The organism is Serratia sp. (in: enterobacteria), from assembly GCF_051654945.1.
Taxonomy (GTDB): Bacteria; Pseudomonadota; Gammaproteobacteria; order Enterobacterales; family Enterobacteriaceae; genus Chania.
In genome coordinates this window covers 67,316-84,853 of the sequence record NZ_JBOFZA010000023.1, presented here as the reverse complement: position 1 = coordinate 84,853, position 17,538 = coordinate 67,316, and the positions used below count along the sequence as shown (strand labels likewise).

General features: G+C 50.1%; 17 protein-coding genes. 14 read left to right on the top strand and 3 right to left on the bottom strand.

What is annotated here, in order from left to right; translation table 11 throughout:
* Nucleotides 1-176 precede the first annotated feature (176 nt).
* The gene (locus ACRDCA_RS00820) at nucleotides 177-815 is read right to left on the bottom strand and encodes a TetR/AcrR family transcriptional regulator (protein ID WP_438687874.1); all 639 of its coding nucleotides are present in this window, start codon (nucleotides 813-815) and stop codon (nucleotides 177-179) included.
* Between the two features lie 232 nt (nucleotides 816-1,047).
* On the opposite strand from ACRDCA_RS00820, the gene aroH reads away from it, so the two are divergent.
* From aroH to ACRDCA_RS00780, 8 genes are all read left to right on the top strand, one after another.
* Nucleotides 1,048-1,455 (top strand): chorismate mutase, encoded by a 408-nt coding sequence (gene aroH, locus ACRDCA_RS00815; protein ID WP_438687873.1) that lies wholly within the window; start codon nucleotides 1,048-1,050, stop codon nucleotides 1,453-1,455.
* Nucleotides 1,456-1,500: 45 nt separating this feature from the next.
* A complete protein-coding gene (locus ACRDCA_RS00810; protein WP_438687872.1) occupies nucleotides 1,501-2,997 on the top strand; it encodes an FAD-binding oxidoreductase in 1,497 nt (498 codons plus the stop codon).
* Nucleotides 2,998-3,028: 31 nt separating this feature from the next.
* On the top strand, nucleotides 3,029-4,225 hold the full coding sequence (locus ACRDCA_RS00805) for an acyl-CoA dehydrogenase family protein (RefSeq protein ID WP_438687871.1): 1,197 nt from the start codon (nucleotides 3,029-3,031) through the stop codon (nucleotides 4,223-4,225).
* A 49-nt stretch (nucleotides 4,226-4,274) separates the two neighbouring features.
* On the top strand, nucleotides 4,275-5,225 hold the full coding sequence (locus ACRDCA_RS00800) for a methionyl-tRNA formyltransferase (RefSeq protein ID WP_438687870.1): 951 nt from the start codon (nucleotides 4,275-4,277) through the stop codon (nucleotides 5,223-5,225).
* 48 nt (nucleotides 5,226-5,273) lie between these two features.
* The gene (locus tag ACRDCA_RS00795) at nucleotides 5,274-5,840 is read left to right on the top strand and encodes a cupin domain-containing protein (RefSeq protein ID WP_438687869.1); all 567 of its coding nucleotides are present in this window, start codon (nucleotides 5,274-5,276) and stop codon (nucleotides 5,838-5,840) included.
* Nucleotides 5,833-7,053 carry an MFS transporter gene (locus ACRDCA_RS00790; RefSeq protein ID WP_438687868.1) on the top strand — a complete coding sequence of 407 codons (1,221 nt, stop codon included), beginning with the start codon at nucleotides 5,833-5,835 and terminating at the stop codon, nucleotides 7,051-7,053. The genes ACRDCA_RS00795 and ACRDCA_RS00790 overlap by 8 nt, the downstream gene beginning before the upstream one ends.
* Before the next feature lie 21 nt (nucleotides 7,054-7,074).
* Entirely contained in the window at nucleotides 7,075-7,821 is a 747-nt protein-coding gene (locus ACRDCA_RS00785) for an SDR family NAD(P)-dependent oxidoreductase (RefSeq protein WP_438687867.1), read from the top strand.
* Nucleotides 7,822-8,171: 350 nt separating this feature from the next.
* Nucleotides 8,172-8,954 carry a hypothetical protein gene (locus ACRDCA_RS00780; protein WP_438687866.1) on the top strand — a complete coding sequence of 261 codons (783 nt, stop codon included), beginning with the start codon at nucleotides 8,172-8,174 and terminating at the stop codon, nucleotides 8,952-8,954.
* 500 nt (nucleotides 8,955-9,454) lie between these two features.
* On the opposite strand, the gene ACRDCA_RS00775 is transcribed toward ACRDCA_RS00780, so the two are convergent.
* Nucleotides 9,455-10,099: a helix-turn-helix domain-containing protein gene (locus ACRDCA_RS00775; RefSeq protein ID WP_438687865.1), complete on the bottom strand. Its 645-nt coding sequence runs from the start codon at nucleotides 10,097-10,099 to the stop codon at nucleotides 9,455-9,457.
* Nucleotides 10,100-10,133: 34 nt separating this feature from the next.
* A complete protein-coding gene (locus ACRDCA_RS00770; RefSeq protein ID WP_438687864.1) occupies nucleotides 10,134-10,796 on the bottom strand; it encodes a helix-turn-helix domain-containing protein in 663 nt (220 codons plus the stop codon).
* Nucleotides 10,797-11,288: 492 nt separating this feature from the next.
* Between ACRDCA_RS00770 and ACRDCA_RS00765 the strand changes: the two genes are divergently transcribed.
* From ACRDCA_RS00765 to ACRDCA_RS00740, 6 genes are all read left to right on the top strand, one after another.
* A complete protein-coding gene (locus ACRDCA_RS00765) occupies nucleotides 11,289-11,822 on the top strand; it encodes a fimbrial protein (RefSeq protein WP_438687863.1) in 534 nt (177 codons plus the stop codon).
* Between the two features lie 82 nt (nucleotides 11,823-11,904).
* The gene (locus ACRDCA_RS00760; protein WP_438687862.1) at nucleotides 11,905-12,591 is read left to right on the top strand and encodes a fimbrial biogenesis chaperone; all 687 of its coding nucleotides are present in this window, start codon (nucleotides 11,905-11,907) and stop codon (nucleotides 12,589-12,591) included.
* 79 nt (nucleotides 12,592-12,670) lie between these two features.
* Nucleotides 12,671-15,250: a fimbria/pilus outer membrane usher protein gene (locus tag ACRDCA_RS00755; protein WP_438687861.1), complete on the top strand. Its 2,580-nt coding sequence runs from the start codon at nucleotides 12,671-12,673 to the stop codon at nucleotides 15,248-15,250.
* A 33-nt stretch (nucleotides 15,251-15,283) separates the two neighbouring features.
* Nucleotides 15,284-16,273 (top strand): fimbrial protein, encoded by a 990-nt coding sequence (locus ACRDCA_RS00750; protein WP_438687860.1) that lies wholly within the window; start codon nucleotides 15,284-15,286, stop codon nucleotides 16,271-16,273.
* Between the two features lie 87 nt (nucleotides 16,274-16,360).
* Complete coding sequence (locus tag ACRDCA_RS00745) at nucleotides 16,361-16,873, top strand: fimbrial protein (RefSeq protein WP_438687859.1); 513 nt, start codon at nucleotides 16,361-16,363, stop codon at nucleotides 16,871-16,873.
* 53 nt (nucleotides 16,874-16,926) lie between these two features.
* On the top strand, nucleotides 16,927-17,448 hold the full coding sequence (locus ACRDCA_RS00740) for a fimbrial protein (RefSeq protein ID WP_438687858.1): 522 nt from the start codon (nucleotides 16,927-16,929) through the stop codon (nucleotides 17,446-17,448).
* Nucleotides 17,449-17,538: the final 90 nt, after the last annotated feature.

Below are 17,538 nucleotides of genomic sequence, written 5' to 3'. Positions count from 1 at the left end.
AAAGCAGCAGGCTTTTCGCACAGCAGAGTGAATCGCTATTGAAGCAGGCAACAATCATCTGAGTTTTACCTGAAAGCTGTGACAAGTGATTTTGTCGCGATCAATAAATACGGCTCAACGCAGCAGCATTGCCTGGGCAGGGCGTAAGGTCAAGATCCGTATACGCGATGAGGAGCTTACCGCTTTGGTGGAGTTTTTGCTGACCTGGAAGAAGTGACTGGAGGAGCAAACGGGATAGCGGCCATTGCGGGTTCTATCAAACGTGTGAGCGCAGTACGTGAGACTCCATCACGGGCTTGAAATGAGATAGTCTGCGTTAGCCCCAAAAAATAGGAAGCGAGCACTGTAACATCGGTATCCGCGGGGAGATCCCCCTCCATCACACCTTGCTCAAGCCGGGTACGGATCATCGCCAATGTGTCGCGACGAGCATTTTTAAGGTATGTCCATACCTCATGGTTTTCAGGGAAATTATTCACTACGCCTAACACGATAAGACACCCTCCAGATTCATTGGATGTAGCGATATCAATGGTGCATTTGAGCATGGCTTTCAGCCCTGCGCGCGCCGTCTTGGCGGTATTGAGTGCATGTGCTGATTTGCACCCTACAGTCTCAATATACAGATCAACGGCCTCGCAGAATGCCGCTTTCTTATTGCCGAAAGCCGCATAAAAACTGGGTGGATTGATCCCCATCGCTGTCGTGAGGTCAACCAATTGCGCTCCCTCATAGCCTTTAGACCAGAACACCTCCATTGCACGTTTGAGCGCTTGCCCTCGATCAAAACTCAGAGGTCTTCCTCTTACCGACATGCCCTTTACCTCACTTTATTTCTGTAGTGGCGCTAACATAATTCACTTGATTGACTTTGGCAAGGGTGTTAGTTTTCTGTAATCGTTATTACAGAAATAGATAATAATCTCATAATGCATCGTCTTTTCGTGATCCATAAAATTAACAACGGCTAGCCGCACTGCGCTGGAATCGCTCTTTGACCGTGTGGACGCCAATACAACCGCAACGCCATCAAATGGAGTGCTCGGTATGCGTAAACAGACAAGGAGGGCAGGTTCTAGCGCTTCTCGCTTCCGGGCGATAAGAGGGGCCGTACAGATCGCATTCGATACGCCGGAATTGATTGCATCAGGTACCTCGGCATTAATTACCCAACTCATTACCCGCAATGGTTTGCGCCATTCAGACCTGATTAGTTTCATTTTTACCGTTACCCCGGATCTGAGCAGCGAACTTCCCCCTCTCGCTGCACAGGAAGCGGGTTGGGGAGGGGTTCCCATGTTATGTGCTGCGGAGCTACCCACCCAGATAATGATCCCCAGAGTGATCCGTTTGCTCGTTCATGTGAATTGGCGCAGACGTCACGGTGAACCACACCATATTTATCTGCCTGGTACGACAGCTGTCCGACCAATGCAGACCCCTCGGGTTATTTAAGCCGTCCTTAAACCGACCACGATGCTTTCTCAAGGAGAAATGTTGATGGATCAAAATAATCGCAGATCGCAACCGATAGACTTCATGGCGCTACAACAGGTGTTGGTTCAGGTTGAGCAACTGATAGGCGAGGAGAATTTAACCTATAATAAATCAACGGTTTCATTAGCCTTGGCGCCGCAACGTAATGTCAGTCAATTCAGATCGCGCACTATTCATGCCGTCATCCGCCCCCATGCTGTGGAACAGGTTCAGCAGATTGTTCGCCTGTTTAATCAATTTAAAACACATATCGGCCTCCACACGATAAGCACAGGGAAAAACTGGGGGTTAGGGTCTGCGCAACCCGCCACTGATGGTGTCGTGGTGATGGATCTTGGACATTTGAAAAGCCAACGAGCCCTCGATTGTTCGTCAGGATGGGCAGTGATTGAGCCTGGTGTTACACAGTTTGAACTGTTTCAGGCACTGATTGGGACAGAGCGAATCCTCAATGTCACAGCCTCATCAGGGCATACCAGCGTTGTTGGCAATGCGCTTGATCGTGGGGTTGGGCTGCAACGTCAACGGACTGAAGATATTGCTGGTTTAGAAGTGGTACTCCCGAATGGTGAGTTGATTCATGTGGGTTGGTGGCCGGAAGCCTCAAAGAAAGCAGCGGTTAATCCTCATGGATTAGGCCCTTCATTACTTCCGCTGTTTGTACAATCAAACCTTGGGATTGTGACGGCGGCGGTGGTCAAATTATTACCTCGGCCAGAAGCGCAATGTGTATTGAGATTGAGTTTTCCACAGGAAAATATTCATCAGGCAATTTCGGTATTGCGGCGCTGGGTGGCGCAGGATCTTGTCTCCGGCGTGCTTAAAATTTATGACGCCGTTTCTACTGAGTCTTATGGTGGTAATCCAGGGCAACATCTGGTGTTGATATGTGTTTCTGGTACCGCGCTGCGGGTGAAAGCTATCGCGCAGGTACTGCTTGATGAAGTCGCTGAAAGTAAGCAATTCACCCAAGTGACCCGGTCAGATGCTGCGCCTGCGGCATCTAACGACTTCGTGTTACAGGTTGTCGAACATGCCTATGGGGGTGATCCTTCCTATAACGAACAGATGCTGAAATCTGCAGTTGGCCAAGATGCTGAACGGGTTGATCCTGCTGGCAGCGGCTGGCTCTTCTTCCTCCCTTTTATTCCCTTCAATAGCGATGCCATTGTTAAGGCTTTTGCGCTGATTGACATCATCTACGCAAAAACCGGCATACGTGCGGGAACGACGGTTAATGCGCTTTCCGCCGACCTTATCGACTTGGTGGTATCGCTACGTTTTGGCCCCAATCTGGAAGAGATTGCGCAAGCTCATCAAGCGTTGGATCTGGCATATGAGTTATTTACCGAGGCTGGATTCTATCCTTATCGATTGGATATCGACCATACACATTGGAAAGGCCTGCTAGAACGCGATCTTTCCGCACATCAGTTGGTACTCAGCATCAAGCAAATGCTTGACCCGAATTCAATTATCGCACCGGGTCGCTATGCCTAGCCGGCTGTGACCTATCAGGAGTAAAAACACTATGATCGCTATCACTACGGGGGCACCGTATCCCTCAGAAATCCCATCGACTGCTGATGGCATCCTCGATCGTGCCCGGCAGATCGTTCCTCTCTTACGTGAGCATTCTGCATCAATTGAAGAACAGCGCTGTTTGCCCAACAACGTTGTGGATCTACTACGAAATTCAGGCGTTTTTCGTGCGGCTATGCCAACAGCCTGGGGTGGGCCTGAGCTGAATTCAGTGCAACAAACAGAACTGGTTGAAATTATCGCGACGGGTGATGTGTCTGCCGCTTGGTGCAGCATGATTGGAATGGACTCCGGCATCTATTCGGGATTCTTCCCGGAAGAGATTGCTCGCCAGATCTATCCGTCATTGGACATGGCTAATTCAGGTTGGATCCATCCTCATGGCCGCGCAGAAAGGGTGCCAGGTGGTTTCAATATCAGCGGCCAATGGCGCTTTGGCAGTGGTGTTACGCATTGCGATGTCTTGGTGGCGGGCTGTTTTGTCTATAGGGATGGCGTGCTGGAGCCAGATGCGCAGACAGGGGAAGCAAAACAGTGGCGTGTGATGGTGGCTAAGCCTGCAGATTTTCACATTAATGACACCTGGTTTACCACAGGACTCGCTGGTAGCGGCAGCTTGGACTATTCGGCGACGCAATTGTTTATTCCTGATGAACGTAGCTTCTCTTTTTCCAGGCCATATAAACAGGGGCCTCTGCATTGCAGCCCAGACGCGATACTGCGAAAAATGTCAGGTGTCCCGCTGGGGATGGCTCGGGCTTGTCTGGATTATGTGCGTAGTCAGGTCGCTGAACGGATCGATAGGGAAACGGGCATCCCTTGGGTTGATGACGTCCGGGTGCAATCGGCGATATCCCGTGCAGAAATGGATCTGGCTGCTGCGCGCAGTAGCGTTTACACCAGTCTGGATACGCAGTGGCAAAAGTTGGCAAACCAGGAAGTCTTTTCTCTGGATGATCGTGTGACCACCGCATTAGCCCGTTACAACGCATTTCGTACCAGCCGAAATATCGTACTGACCCTGTATGACTTGATGGGGGGGGCTTCCGTTTACAAACGTTCGCCAATGGATCGATGGTTACGTGATTCGGCGACCATGTGTCAGCATGCGGTTGCCCAGGACTCTATTTTGCAATTGGCTGGCAATGTGCTGGTCGGGGGGCAGTCAACCAGTCCATTTTTCTGAGTTGAGTCGCCACGTTAGCCTGTTAAAAAGTACAAATGGAGAGCTTGAAATGCCTAAGCGACTAAAAATTGTGCTGTTCTCTGAAGTGAATTCGAAGCTGGGTTCGCCTTTTCTTCGGATCCTTTCCGCCCATCCCATGATTGAGCTGGTTGCCGTAGTCACGTCCCCGCAAAACAGCCTTTGCGGTTACTTTCTCAACGATCCTTTGAAGGTAGATATAGAGGTTGAAGCCAGAGCGATGGGTCTTCCCGTGCTGCGTCCTGAGCGGGTGAGCGCTGCTGCTGTTGTCGTGCAGTTGACGGAATTAGACCCTGATTATTTTATTGTGGCTAATTTTCAACAAATATTGAGCCCCGAGCTTTTGGCAATACCCCGCATTGCCCCGATTAATTTTCATCCCAGCCCGCTACCACGTTATGCAGGCCTTGCGCCTTTCTACTGGGTGGTTCGTAACGGTGAACGTCACAGTGCTATAAGCGTCATCAGGATGGAGGAAGGGCTTGATACCGGGCCAATCATCATGCAGCGGCAAATTACGCTATCCGGCCTGGAAACGGGTCTCAGTTTACGCAGTATCCAAGAGCAGCAAAATGTTCTGATGTTGCTGGATCTCATTCCCTTGTTATCAACCGGTGCTGTGACTTATGCCCCACAGGATATAAGTAAACGAACCTATTGTGGGCGTCCATGTGAACAGGATTATTTACTCGACTTCACTTTGGATGCCAAGACACTGTATTGCCATACACAGGCAGGATATCGGCATCCTGGCGCGCATTTTTTCTTGCCGGATGGCTCTCGCGTTGTTGTGTTATCGCTGGCACTTTGCCCCGATAAAAAGCGAGTCAAACTGCAAACACCCGGCAGCATTTGCCATACGGCAGAAGGCACTTTCGTTGCTGCATCAGATGAGTGGCTGCAATTACTTACCATCGACATTAAGGGTATTGAAACCAATGTCACCTCCAGCAACTTACCCGCCACACTCATAGCGGCATAAATGCAGTTCGCTACTGTGGGTTAATCCAACACGACGCAAAAGAGGTCAATGATGACAGCAACCGAGAGAAATCCAGGTGACAAATTCGCTTCTGATATAAGGCAAACCTACTTACCGGCCGGTTCTGGGCCGAAAGTGTGGATGAGCGGTGACGAATACCAGATCCTTCTTGATGCTCAAAGCAGTGGTAACACCATGACGTTGATTGATGCATTCATTCCCCCAGGGAGTGGTCCCCCCATGCATCAGCATGACAACGTGGACGAGCTTTTTTTTGTACAGGCCGGTGAGCTCGACATTATGGTCGATGAAGCCGTACATCATGTGAAAGCGGGGGGGCGTGTATTTGTCAAACGCGGTGTTCCACATGCTTTTACCAATCGTTCGACTCAGGCCGCCCGTATGCTGATTTTCTATACCCCGGGTGGCATAGAAGAGTTCTTCTTGGCGGCAGGCCGGCCAGTAATTGAGGGCGTTGCTCCGCCTGTAGCCACCGAGGATAGCCTGGCGAGAGAAATCAAGATTGCCTCTGATCATCAAACTCATCAGGAAATGCCAGTCGAGGGGGGAGGTGACCGCTTACTTTATCGTGGAGAGGGGAATATACATGGATGACCTGAAACCTATTCTCACTATTTCCACTTATAAAAAGCAAGACTCACTACCCGTAGCTATCTACATACTGTGCCTGGGCATATTCGCCATGGTGACCAGTGAGTTCCAGGTCTCTGGGATGATCCCCGTCATGGCTGACGATCTGGGGGTTACGATATCCCAAATTGGCTATCTCGTTTCCATTTATGCTTTCGCCATGGCTTTTGGTGGCCCACTGCTAGCTATCGGATTACTGAAGATCGCGCCAAAAACGGCCTTGCTCATGCTTTACCTGCTCTTCATCAGCGGTGAGGTTTTGGGGGCACTTGCTGCAAGTTATGAGGCATTGATCATCGCCAGATTGATCACCGGTGCGGCATCGGGCGCTTTCTTTGGTGTTGCTTTGGCGATCTGCGTGCAACTGGTTACCGAATCACAACGAGGATGGGCAGTTTCTATCGTGCTGGCCGGGATTATGGTCGGTACGGTGTTGGGGCTACCTATGGCCAACCTGATTGGCACACATTTGGGCTGGCGTGAAAGCTTCTGGACCGTTAGTGCCCTGGCGGCAATGGCTGGCATTGTGAGTATTGTCTTGATTCCCTCAATTCCGAAGACTGCCGCGCTAAGCTTGCGAGGCGAATTGGGAGCCTTGAAAAACCCCAAGCTCTGGGCTGCTTTTGCGACCAGTTTGTTGATCATTGGCGCCACTTTTGCGGCATTTACCTATTTCACTCCCATCTTGAAAGAGATCACTGGATACAGCAATGCGGCAGTAGCGAGCTTATTATTTGCCTATGGGGTAGCGACGGTCGTCGGCAACCTGGTTGTTGGCAAACTGGCAGGGCGTCATACGATCTCAACATTATCCATCGGGTTGATCGCGCTGGCGATATTTCTGGTGTTGTTTGCCCTGTTCGCAGACAGCAAATTGATAGCAGCACTTGCGTTGATGGGGATCGGCCTGGTTGGCGTCACGATGAACCCCGCGATGGTTTCACGCGTAATGCATACTGCGAACGGCAGACCCTTGGTCAATACGTTACACACCTCCGTCATCACGCTGGGTATTGTCGTCGGTTCTTTTCTCGGCGGTCTGTGCATCAGCTTTGGTTTCAGTTTGCGATCGCCGCTTTGGATTGGGTTTTTGATGGCCATCGTTGGTTTGATGACGTTACTCCCAGATATTCGCCTGTTGCGTAGGGCAAATGCTGAGAAGCAAAAATACGATTAACCCCCATATAAGGAGCTTCACATGTCTACTCTCTTTGGAAAAGTTGCATTGGTCACGGGGGGAAGCAGAGGAATAGGCGCTGATATTGCCCGGCGTCTGGCCCGCGATGGTGCCGAGGTTATCATCACCTTTGTGCACGATGCTCAAGCTGCAGCTAAGGTGCTTGCCGATGTTCATCAATACGGTAGACGGGGGGAGTCGATTCAGGCTGATATTGCAGATGCTTCGACAATTGCCCCGGTTATTGAGCAGGTGATCACACGTTTCGGTGGTCTTGATATTCTGGTCAATAATGCCGGTTACATGGATATCAGCGGGACTCCATTGCAAGATATTCCCCTGGAAACCGTCAATCAGACCATCATGGTAAACATCAGGGGGGCGTTCCTGTTTGCACAACATGCCTCAACTCATTTGCGCTCAGGGGGACGGATCATAAATATTGGGAGTTGCGTTGGTCGCCGCGTTCCGGGAGACGGGTTGACGTTATATGCAATGAGTAAATCGGCCATCATAGGACTCACCAAAGGGCTAGCACGTGATCTTGGTTCCAAAGGTATCACGGTAAATCAGATATCGCCGGGGCCAATCAACACGGATATGAATCCTGTCGATGGTCCCAATGCCGAATTCTGGCGCAATCAGACATCCTTGGGTCGTTATGGAACAACCAACGAGATTGCAGCGGTTGCCAGCTTTTTAGCCAGTTCAGACGCTGCTTTTATCACGGGTGCAGAAATAGCTGTGGATGGAGGAACCAATAGTTAGTGAGTTGCCCCGTACACCCTCGCCCAAATCGGACAAGGGTTTACGGGGCGTCATTTCCTTGGGAATACTCCCAAAAATTTATCATGACGATGCAATTGCCATACCGCTTAAACAGGCTAACTGCTTGAGCAACAATGTGTTTGATACGGACCTCCCGTGCATACCGTTGCGCGGTGCGTTGTTCAGTGAAAGAAATAGGTGGACAACAACCAACTGAACCCTATGATTCGCCCAGAATCTGGTGAGGGCTTGCGAACCCAGCAGACGTAAAAAGGTTAATACAATGATCCCATGCGTAGTGGGGCCTGTAGTGATATTGGGATAAGTAAAGCAAAGGAAGTTTGACGGCTATGATTTTTGATGTGATTAGGCATGTTCGGGAGAGCGTCGGTGATGAACTACTCATTGCCATCGGTAGTGGGCTAACGATTCTCATTTCTTCAGTGATTGCCATTGCGAAACGTTTGTGGAAACTTAACTTCATAAAGGTGGATGCTAAAAAGAGATGTAAGATACTAACGAAAATTGGTGCGTTGCAACATGACGAAGGCAATCCACAATCTGCTAATATTATAAAAACGATCCACGAAAGTATCGGGATATATATTCCTTGGAAATACAGTGAGTACGTTTTTGAATATGCAAGAGAGAAAGGCATACGCGACAATGATGCCAGCTTAAATATCTTTCTGAAAAGTCCTCGTTACATGGATATTGATAAAGATGTGTTCAAACTAAGCAAGGCGAAATATTGGCAGCGGATGTTTTCAATCTGGTTTATGACAATCATGTTGACCATTGTATTTCTTGGGCTTTCTTTATTTTCTCTGAAGCTTGCCTCTATTGACGCGGTAAGTCATGGTGGTATGTATAAAACCTACAAGAATGCCTCTATTATTTCATTTGGTATTTGGGTGGCCTTTTACATTGGGTTCGTCATTGAGTCCGGGCGTTTATTGAATGTTAAACGTTTCTATAACGCATTCGCGCCATGGTTGCAGCAAAGACTTACCGAAGAAAAGGATCCGGAGCCGCAGCAAGTCATTGCGATTATATCCGAGATCGAAAGGCCACGGCCAGTCATGGAAAAAGAGCCTGCCAGAGCCATGAAACCCTGGCCAATGAAGTTTTAATGTAAGCCCCGGCGCTGCGCGTTTTGGCAGCGTTTGGCAATACGCGAGTTTGACCGTCGTGCTACATTTTAACTCTTTAGCTGACTGCGGTTCAGATCTGACTCCCTCTTCCTCAACAAGTGTTTATGTCCAAATTGGGAGAGGGGTGAGGTGAGCTTTAACTGACAAATCCAGACGGCAATATTGCCAATTCGAAAAGCAAAAAGCCCGCTTAAGTTTCCTTAAGCGGGCTTCTCTAAATTTGGCTCCTCTGACTGGACTCGAAATATTTTCTAATTAATTGATTACAAGATAGTTATCTTTGTATCGTCCAGATAAAGCCCCCAATTAAGCCCCTCTTTGCAGTTGGTTGCAACATTTGTGAGGTGATTCGCAATTGCTGCGCCACCATTGGATCGCTGTCTTATCTTCCAGTGTTGTAGGTCGCGGTTCCTGAGCTACAGACCATTTTTTCCCTTGTGGGGCAACAGTATTGAGCCAATCTGAACTGAACACCCTATTCAATATTTTGCTGGCAATTTATTAATTTTCATTAACTTGCCTTCCTCTATCTCGATATACCCTCCTGTTTTCAGATTCGACAAAATGCGCATTATGCCACTACGCGAAAGATTGGTTTTATATCTGATATAGCGTTCAGCAGTCATGCGTAGTCTTACCTCATCGGGTTCGACCATTAACTCCATCAACTGATAACGCATGATTTCATAGGCGGAAGGGGCGCTCAGTTGAATTGAAGACTGTATCAATTTAAATACTACCGCATTCAGATGCCTTGCCAGTGTTTCCCACAACGCTTTCTGGCGGATAACCTCATAAACAGTGTTCAGAGTGAGTGGAGTGATTTTGCAGGGGGTCAAAGGCTGCAGCCTAAACTGTCGGGTTGAATCATCATCATTATCGGCAATGCCAAGAATTGTCGCCGCTTGCATGGCGACCAGTAATTTTTCATCGGCCTCACGATAAAATCCCACAATCCCTTCATGGATCAAATAGCACATAGCTACACCTTCCACGACAAAAGGAAGGACAGTCCCTTCGGTGAAAACCTGGGGGTTGGCTTGTCCCTCCAGACTCTGCAGTAACTTACTGATATACGGAGAGGGCAGATTGATGGGTTTTATGTGTAACTCGCTTACATTCATAGCTATCTTCCTCGGTAGTTGATAGCTATAAAGCTTAGTACTTTAATGGCAAATGGTTGATCTCAAGTAAGATACCTTTACTCATTGCAATATAGCCCCCGGTACGCAGCTCCGAAAGTATACGCATGATCCCGCTGCGCGAAAGATAGGAGCGGCTTTTGATATAGTTAGTGGCTGTTGTGTTAAGCCTGAAAGCCTCAGATTCCTGCATCAGTTCAACCAGTTGAAAACGTATGATGTCGTAAGCTGACATCTGGCTAATGAGCGCGCAGTGGTCGTAAATTCGCCCGGTCGTATAGATAACGAGCTGAGTAAGACTTTCCCAAAGATTTTTTTCCGCGACAATCGCGTTGGCCTCTTCCAGCCCGAGGCAGCCAATTTTGCTCTCTTCCAGCGCGCGAATGTACATATGCGACTCGGTGGAGTACTGGTTACTGATACCAAACACAAAGGGGGTGGATTCAGAATTCAGCATCATGCCGTCGCCACGGCGATGAAGCGCAACACTCCCTTCCAGCAACACAAAGCACTGCTTTACTCCATCGACAGTATATTGAATTGTCGCTCCTTTTTCCTTCAGCATTGTATGTGTGTGTGGGAGAAATTCAGTGACGAGTTTATTGATATGGTTTATGGGCTTATGCCCACTTTCGGGAATGCCAAAATGTGGGCGATCAACGGAAATACGTCTGTTCATTGTGCCTCGCTGTCATCCATGCAGACATTAATCGTTCGGATTATTGCTCCGTTATCATGCAAATAAAATACAAACTTAAGTCTAATCTTAGACCGATTTTTTATGTTGAAAATCAGGGATTCTTGTTGTATTGATTTACTTTAAAACTCCTTGACTTGGCGTTTTTATTGTTTCTTTTATCATTAAAAACAATGGGTAAGAAGTTGGTCTTTATGGGTCTACAAGTAGACCGTGAAACTGTTTGAGTTTTAAATGTGTGGTCTATATATTTTGTCCCCAGCAAGATGACGTCTTTTAAAGTAATGGCCGGCGTGTCTACTCAGTATTGAGTAGCTTGCACTTCATGGTTTATGAAAATGGTCGTTATATTGCCAATGCCTTCGATTTTCGAAGGAAATTATACCTAATAAATTTTGTTTCTAATAATGGATGCAACAAGGTTTATATGACAATTGTCATAGGTTTCTCCAAATAGTAATTAAGGAAAATGAAATGAAAAAGAATCTGATCGCTGTTGCCGTTGCCGTTGCTGCTGTTGCTGCACTGTCTGTTTCTAACGCTATCGCTGGCGGTGCTGGCCAGATCAACTTCACCGGTGCTATCACCGATGATGCTTGCACCATCGTGAACACTGTTAGCAACCCGCTGGACGTTAAACTCGGCACCTACGGTAGCAACGAGTTCAAAGCGGCTGGTGACACCACGGCAAAGATGGGTTTCAAAATTGCCCTGACTGATTGCCCGGCTTCTGCCAAACAGGCGGCTGTTAACTTTGACGGTACCTCTGACAGCACCAACGCAGCCCTGTTGAAATTGACTCAGGATTCTGGCGTGGCGACTGGCGTTGGCATCCAGTTGTATGACGACGCAGGTACTGAAATCGCCCTGCACACAGCATCTAAAGTTTACCCGCTGGTAACTGGCGACAACAACCTGCCGTTCAACGCGGCATACAAATCTACTGCTGCAACCGTGACCGCAGGTCCAGCTAACGGCGTAGCCAACTTCTCTATCATTTACAACTAAGTGGCCCTTGTCCCGGCTGTGTCAGCCGGGACGTGCCCTCAGGCTGGCTTCGGCCAGCTTTTTTTTCGGAGTACCTTTCGACATGAATATTTGTTTTAAACCCCTTCTACTTTCCCTGTTATTCGTTGCATCCCTCGCGCAGGCTGCCGACGTTGGTGGCATCACCGTAGGTGGAACACGTCTGATTTATGACGGGTCAAAGAAGGAGGCTTCACTGAACGTCACTAACTCGGACACCGGTCCTTACCTTATTCAGTCTTGGGCGGATACCCAAAACGGTGGCGCTGAGAAAGCCCCCTTTATTGTCACACCGCCACTGTTCCGACTGGACGGTAACGAGCAGAACCTGTTGCGTATCGTGCGCACCGGCGGAAACCTTCCAGAAGACCGAGAGTCGCTGTACTGGCTGAACATCAAGTCGATCCCGACAGGGACCAAAAAAGACAACGCTAACACCCTGCAGATTGCGGTGAAGACCCGTATCAAGCTGATTTATCGCCCACTGGGACTGATGAAAAAGACCCCGGAAGAACTGACTAAAAACCTGACCTGGAGTCAGAGCGGTTCGAAACTGACCGTCACCAACCCGACGGCGTACTACATGAACTTCCAGCAGGTAAAAGTGGGTGGGCGTGAGCTGAAAGGGGTGACCTTTGTCGCTCCGATGAGCAGCGCGACGTTTGATGCCCAGGGCGCTTCCGGCTCGGTGACGTGGAAACTGATCACCGACTACGGCGGCACGGGTGCTGAGCACTCACCGGGTCATTAATGGCATTGTTTTTATAAAGACTGATAGCACAGCCGACCAGGACGTGCTGGCGTAAATCTCAGGCAATGGAGCTTTAAGGATGAGTCATAACAATAAAGAAGATCGCCCGCGGTTGCGCTTAAGCCGGGTGGCGTATTTTGTTGCCGCCCAGTTGGCTTTGCCGTTTGGGATGATGGCTGATGGGTATGCGAGGGATTATTTTAACCCCGCGCTGCTGGAACTGGGTACCCCAGGTCAGAAGGCAGTCGACCTCTCAGCATTTGAAGACCAGGGTGGTCAGATGCCTGGTACTTATCGTGTGGACGTTTTTCTGAATAACCAGAAGATGGAAACCCGCGACGTGGAGTTCCGCATGGGCAAGGATGCCGCAGGTCATGACAAGCTGTTGCCGTGTCTGCCGGTTGATGTGCTCGATAGTTGGGGGGTTATTACCAAAGCCTACCCAGCGGTGGGGGCACCGGGCAGCGCCTGCGCCAATATCATGGCCATTCCGCAGGCGAGTAGCGATTTTCGCTTTAACCGCCAGCAACTATTGCTGAGCTTCCCGCAGTCGTCGGTGAACAACGCCGCACGCGGCTGGGTGGACCCGAAATCCTGGGACGAAGGGATCCCTGCGTTACTGCTCAACTATAGCGCCAGTGGTTCGAACAACTATGCGAAAAGCGGCAGCGGTTACGACAGCAGCAGCCAGTATGTGAACCTGCGTCCGGGTCTCAACATCGGCTCGTGGCGTCTACGCAACTACACCACTTGGACTCGCTCCACCAACGGCGGCCCGGGCGGTAAAACAGAGAATAACTGGGACACGGTCTACACCTATGCCCAGCGCGACATTATTGCGCTGAAAAGCCAGTTGACCACCGGTGACAGCTCTACCCCATCGGACGTGTTTGACAGCATCTCCTATCGCGGTGTGCAACTGGCGTCGGACGACGACATGCTGCCGGACTCGCTGAAAGGCTATGCGCCAGTGGTGCGCGGGATTGCCAGAACCAATGCTCAGGTGACTATTCGCCAGAACGGCTACGTGATTTATCAGACGTCGGTTTCACCGGGGGCGTTTGAAATTACCGATATGTATCCGACCGGCGGTTCCGGTGACCTGAATGTCACCATCAAGGAATCTGACGGCAGCGAGCAGCAACTGGTTATTCCGTTTGCCTCACTGCCAGTGCTGCAGCGTGAAGGTCGCTTCAAGTACAGCATCACCAGTGGTGTCTATCGCTCCTATGACAGCAGCGTGGATAAGACCCCGCTAACGGAAGCGACGGCGATTTACGGTTTGCCGAAGGGCTTTACCGTCTATGGCGGCGGACAGTTCGCCAGCAAGTACCAGTCGCTGGCCGTGGGCCTTGGCAAGAACATGGGGGATATCGGTGCGGTGTCGGTGGATGTGACCCAGGCGTGGTCAACCATGCAGGACAAGCCGAAAGAGAGCGGACAGTCCTGGCGCATGCGCTACAGCAAAAACTTTGCCGAAACCGGAACCAACTTTGCAATTGCGGGCTACCGCTATGCAACGAGTGGCTACTGGGGCATGCAAGAGGTTCTGGATACCTACCGCGATACCAACTACACGCCGCTCACCGAGCGCCGTCGCAACCGTGCTGAGCTGACGATGTCACAGTCGTTGGGCAGTCTGGGCGGCAGCATGTCGTTGAGCGCGGTACGGGAAGATTACTACAACACCGAAAAGACGCTGCAGTCTTATGGGGTGGGGTATAACAACTCGTACAACAGCATCAGCTACGGGATTAACTACAGCTACAACCGTAACTCCAGCAGTAACGGTAATGGCGGCAAGCAATACGATGAGGACCAACTGTTGTCGGTGAACGTCAGCGTGCCGTTCAGCATCTTCGACAAAGGCTCGACGACCTACGCGAACTATATGGTCAATACCAGTAAACAGGGTAACACCACCAATAACGTGACGGTGGGCGGTACGCTGCTGGATCAGAACAACCTGAGCTGGAGCGCGCAGCAAGGTTATGGTTCACAGGGCCAGGGCAACAGCGGCGGTGTCAATGCCGATTGGCGTTCAACCTATGGAGAAGTGAACGGTGGCTACAGCTACGACCAGAACGGCCAGCGCCTGAACTATGGTGTGCAGGGCGGCATTATTGCGCACGAGAACGGTATTACGCTGGGGCAACCGCTGGGTGAGACCAACATCTTGGTAGCGGCACCGGATGCAAAAAGTGTGGCAGTACAGGGCCAGACTGGCGTGAAGACGGATTTCCGGGGTTACGCGGTGGTGCCTTACGCCAGCCCGTACCGTAAGAACGACGTCACTCTAGACACTGAGTCCTTCGGCGATGACACCGAGGTATCGATTACCACCCAGACGGTGGTACCAACCCGTGGCGCAGTGGTCAGAGCGAAATATCAGGCCAGCGTAGGTTATCGCGTACTGATGAACCTGATGCGTGCAGGTGGTGCCCCGGTGCCATTTGGTGCGGTGGTGACGAATACGGCCAACAAGAATACCGAAGGCTTTATCGTCGGCGACCAGGGCCAGGTGTATCTGACCGGTCTTGCCCAGAGCGGCACCTTGTTAGTGAAATGGGGCACCGGTTCAGATGAACAGTGCCGGGTGGACTACAGCCTGCCGGGTAATCCGCAGGGAATTACCAATATTAATGGGCAGTGTCGTTAAGGCATTGCCTGCTGTAATTCAGGAGTAAAAGGAATGAAATTTAAGTTGATAGCATATGCTGTTGATCGCATGACGCATAAATGGCAATGGCCAGTAAAACTAGTATTGGTATTGATTTGCGGGCTTGCATGGGGCAATCAGGCCTATGCCTGTAATCCAGTAAACATTAATGTGTCTGCCCCAAAAAGCCTTAACATAAATCCGAGTCTTCCAGTAGGGAGCACTCTCGGAACTATTAATGTGACTTTCGGGAACTTTGATTTATCTGGTGGCTGCAGAGATTCGATTGTAGAAGATTTTTATAACGTACTCTGGGAGTTTTTAGGGACAGGGGTTGCAAATGGTAACTTATACCCAACAACAATTCCTGGTTTATCCTATCGAGGTAAATACACCTACATGTATTCGATTGGGATGGGGGGATACTGGCCGACAAGTGGTATGATACCTGTAGGAGGCACAAGTGTGCCATCCAGTTCTATTGTGATAGAGTTTGTCAAAACCGGCAGTATGGCTGCAGGAGGTAGCTTCGGACCTCAGGTTCTCATGACATGGAAGATGGCTTCGCTTCCCGTAGCACAATTCAGTCTTGCAACTACTATTATCATTAAACCTACAGCCAATGCCTGCACTATCACTCAGTCGGCAATTCAGGTGAATTTGGACCCAGTATCCGTCAGCAAATTTACATCTGCGGGGGTAACGGCAAATGATAAAGCATTTACCATCCCGATTAACTGTACTTCTCCGGCGAATATTGCGTTGTCATTTGACGGTACATTAAAGGACGCCAGTAAAGGGGTGTTCCAGAATACAAATAGTAGTAATGCAGAGAATATCGGCATTCAGCTTCTGGATTCCAGTGGTAGCCCGGTGACTACGACGGTGGGTCAATATGCAAATGTGGGCCAAATAACCGGGCCATATAATTACCCGATGACTGCGCGCTACTACAGTTTGACGTCAGATGTACCAACTGGTGATGTGAGTGCGATTGCCTACGCCACTATTATTTATAACTAATTTTTTATATTGATATAACGAAATATAGCCCTCTGCCAAATGGTAGGGGCTGACTACACCCTTAATTCAGCAGAATGGAGTTTTAAAATGAATATGTTTACCAAAGGAATGATTGCGGTACTGGTTGCGGGTTCCTGCTCACTGGCTGCTCACGCGGCAGACACCACCATCACCATTAACGGTAAAGTCGTCGCGGCGGCCTGTACCGTTGCCAACGGTGGCAGCCAGACCGTCACAATGCCGGATGACTTGGCTTCTGGCCTGACGACTCTTGGTGATACTGGTACAGGGAAAAGCTTTGATGTCTTGCTGACCAACTGCCCGGCAGGCACCACTTCTGTCACTGCAGCCTTCAGCGGCACAGCGGATGCCACCACCGCGTCAAAATACGCTAACGCCGGTACGGCGACCAAAGTTGCCGTCCAGCTGCAAAACCGTTCTGGTACCGTGGCAGACAAAGGTAACGGCAGCACCATGACCGTTGACGTAGATGCCAGCAAAAATGCCACCTTTGATCTGTTTGCCAAACCGTACAGCAACGGCGGAACGACGCCGGGCACCATCACCACCGTTGTGCTGATGAACTTCACTTACAACTGATATCAGCACAACCTGGCAGGAGAGCCATCATGTTAAAACGCCATCTTCTCAACATGTTGCTTCCCGCCCTTGCTGTCCTGCCGGGCACGCAGGCGGGGGCCGCTGATAACAGCAGTCTGAATATCAACGGCAATGTGATTGCGGCCGCCTGCACCGTGGGTTCCGACCTGGTTGCAGGTCAGGCAGTGTCGCTTGGCACGCTGGGTCGCACAAAGTTTCAGGTCAGTGGCGATGCCGATTCAACATGGCATAACTTCTCACTGGAGCTGACCAACTGTCCGGTAGGCACGACTAGCAGTACGGTGACCTTTAGCGGTACGCCGGACGCCACCGACGCCACGCTGTTAGCCAACACTGAGGCACAGGCCACGGCAGCCACCAATATGGCGGTGCAGATGTCGAAGCAGAGTGATAATTCAGCGATTCTGTCCAACGGAAGCACCATGACGGTAAATGTGGACACCACGACAGGCACGGCGTCGTTCCCGCTGGCGGCTAGAATGAAGACCCCGACAGGAAATGTGCAGGCGGGTAAAGTCTCTTCCACCGTGCTTGTAGATTTTACCTACCAGTAAATATATTCCCCCGCCGGTTATTATTCCGGCGGGGCTTTTCGAAAAATTCTTTTAAAATTACTCTCATGCGGTTAAGTCATTCCGATAATA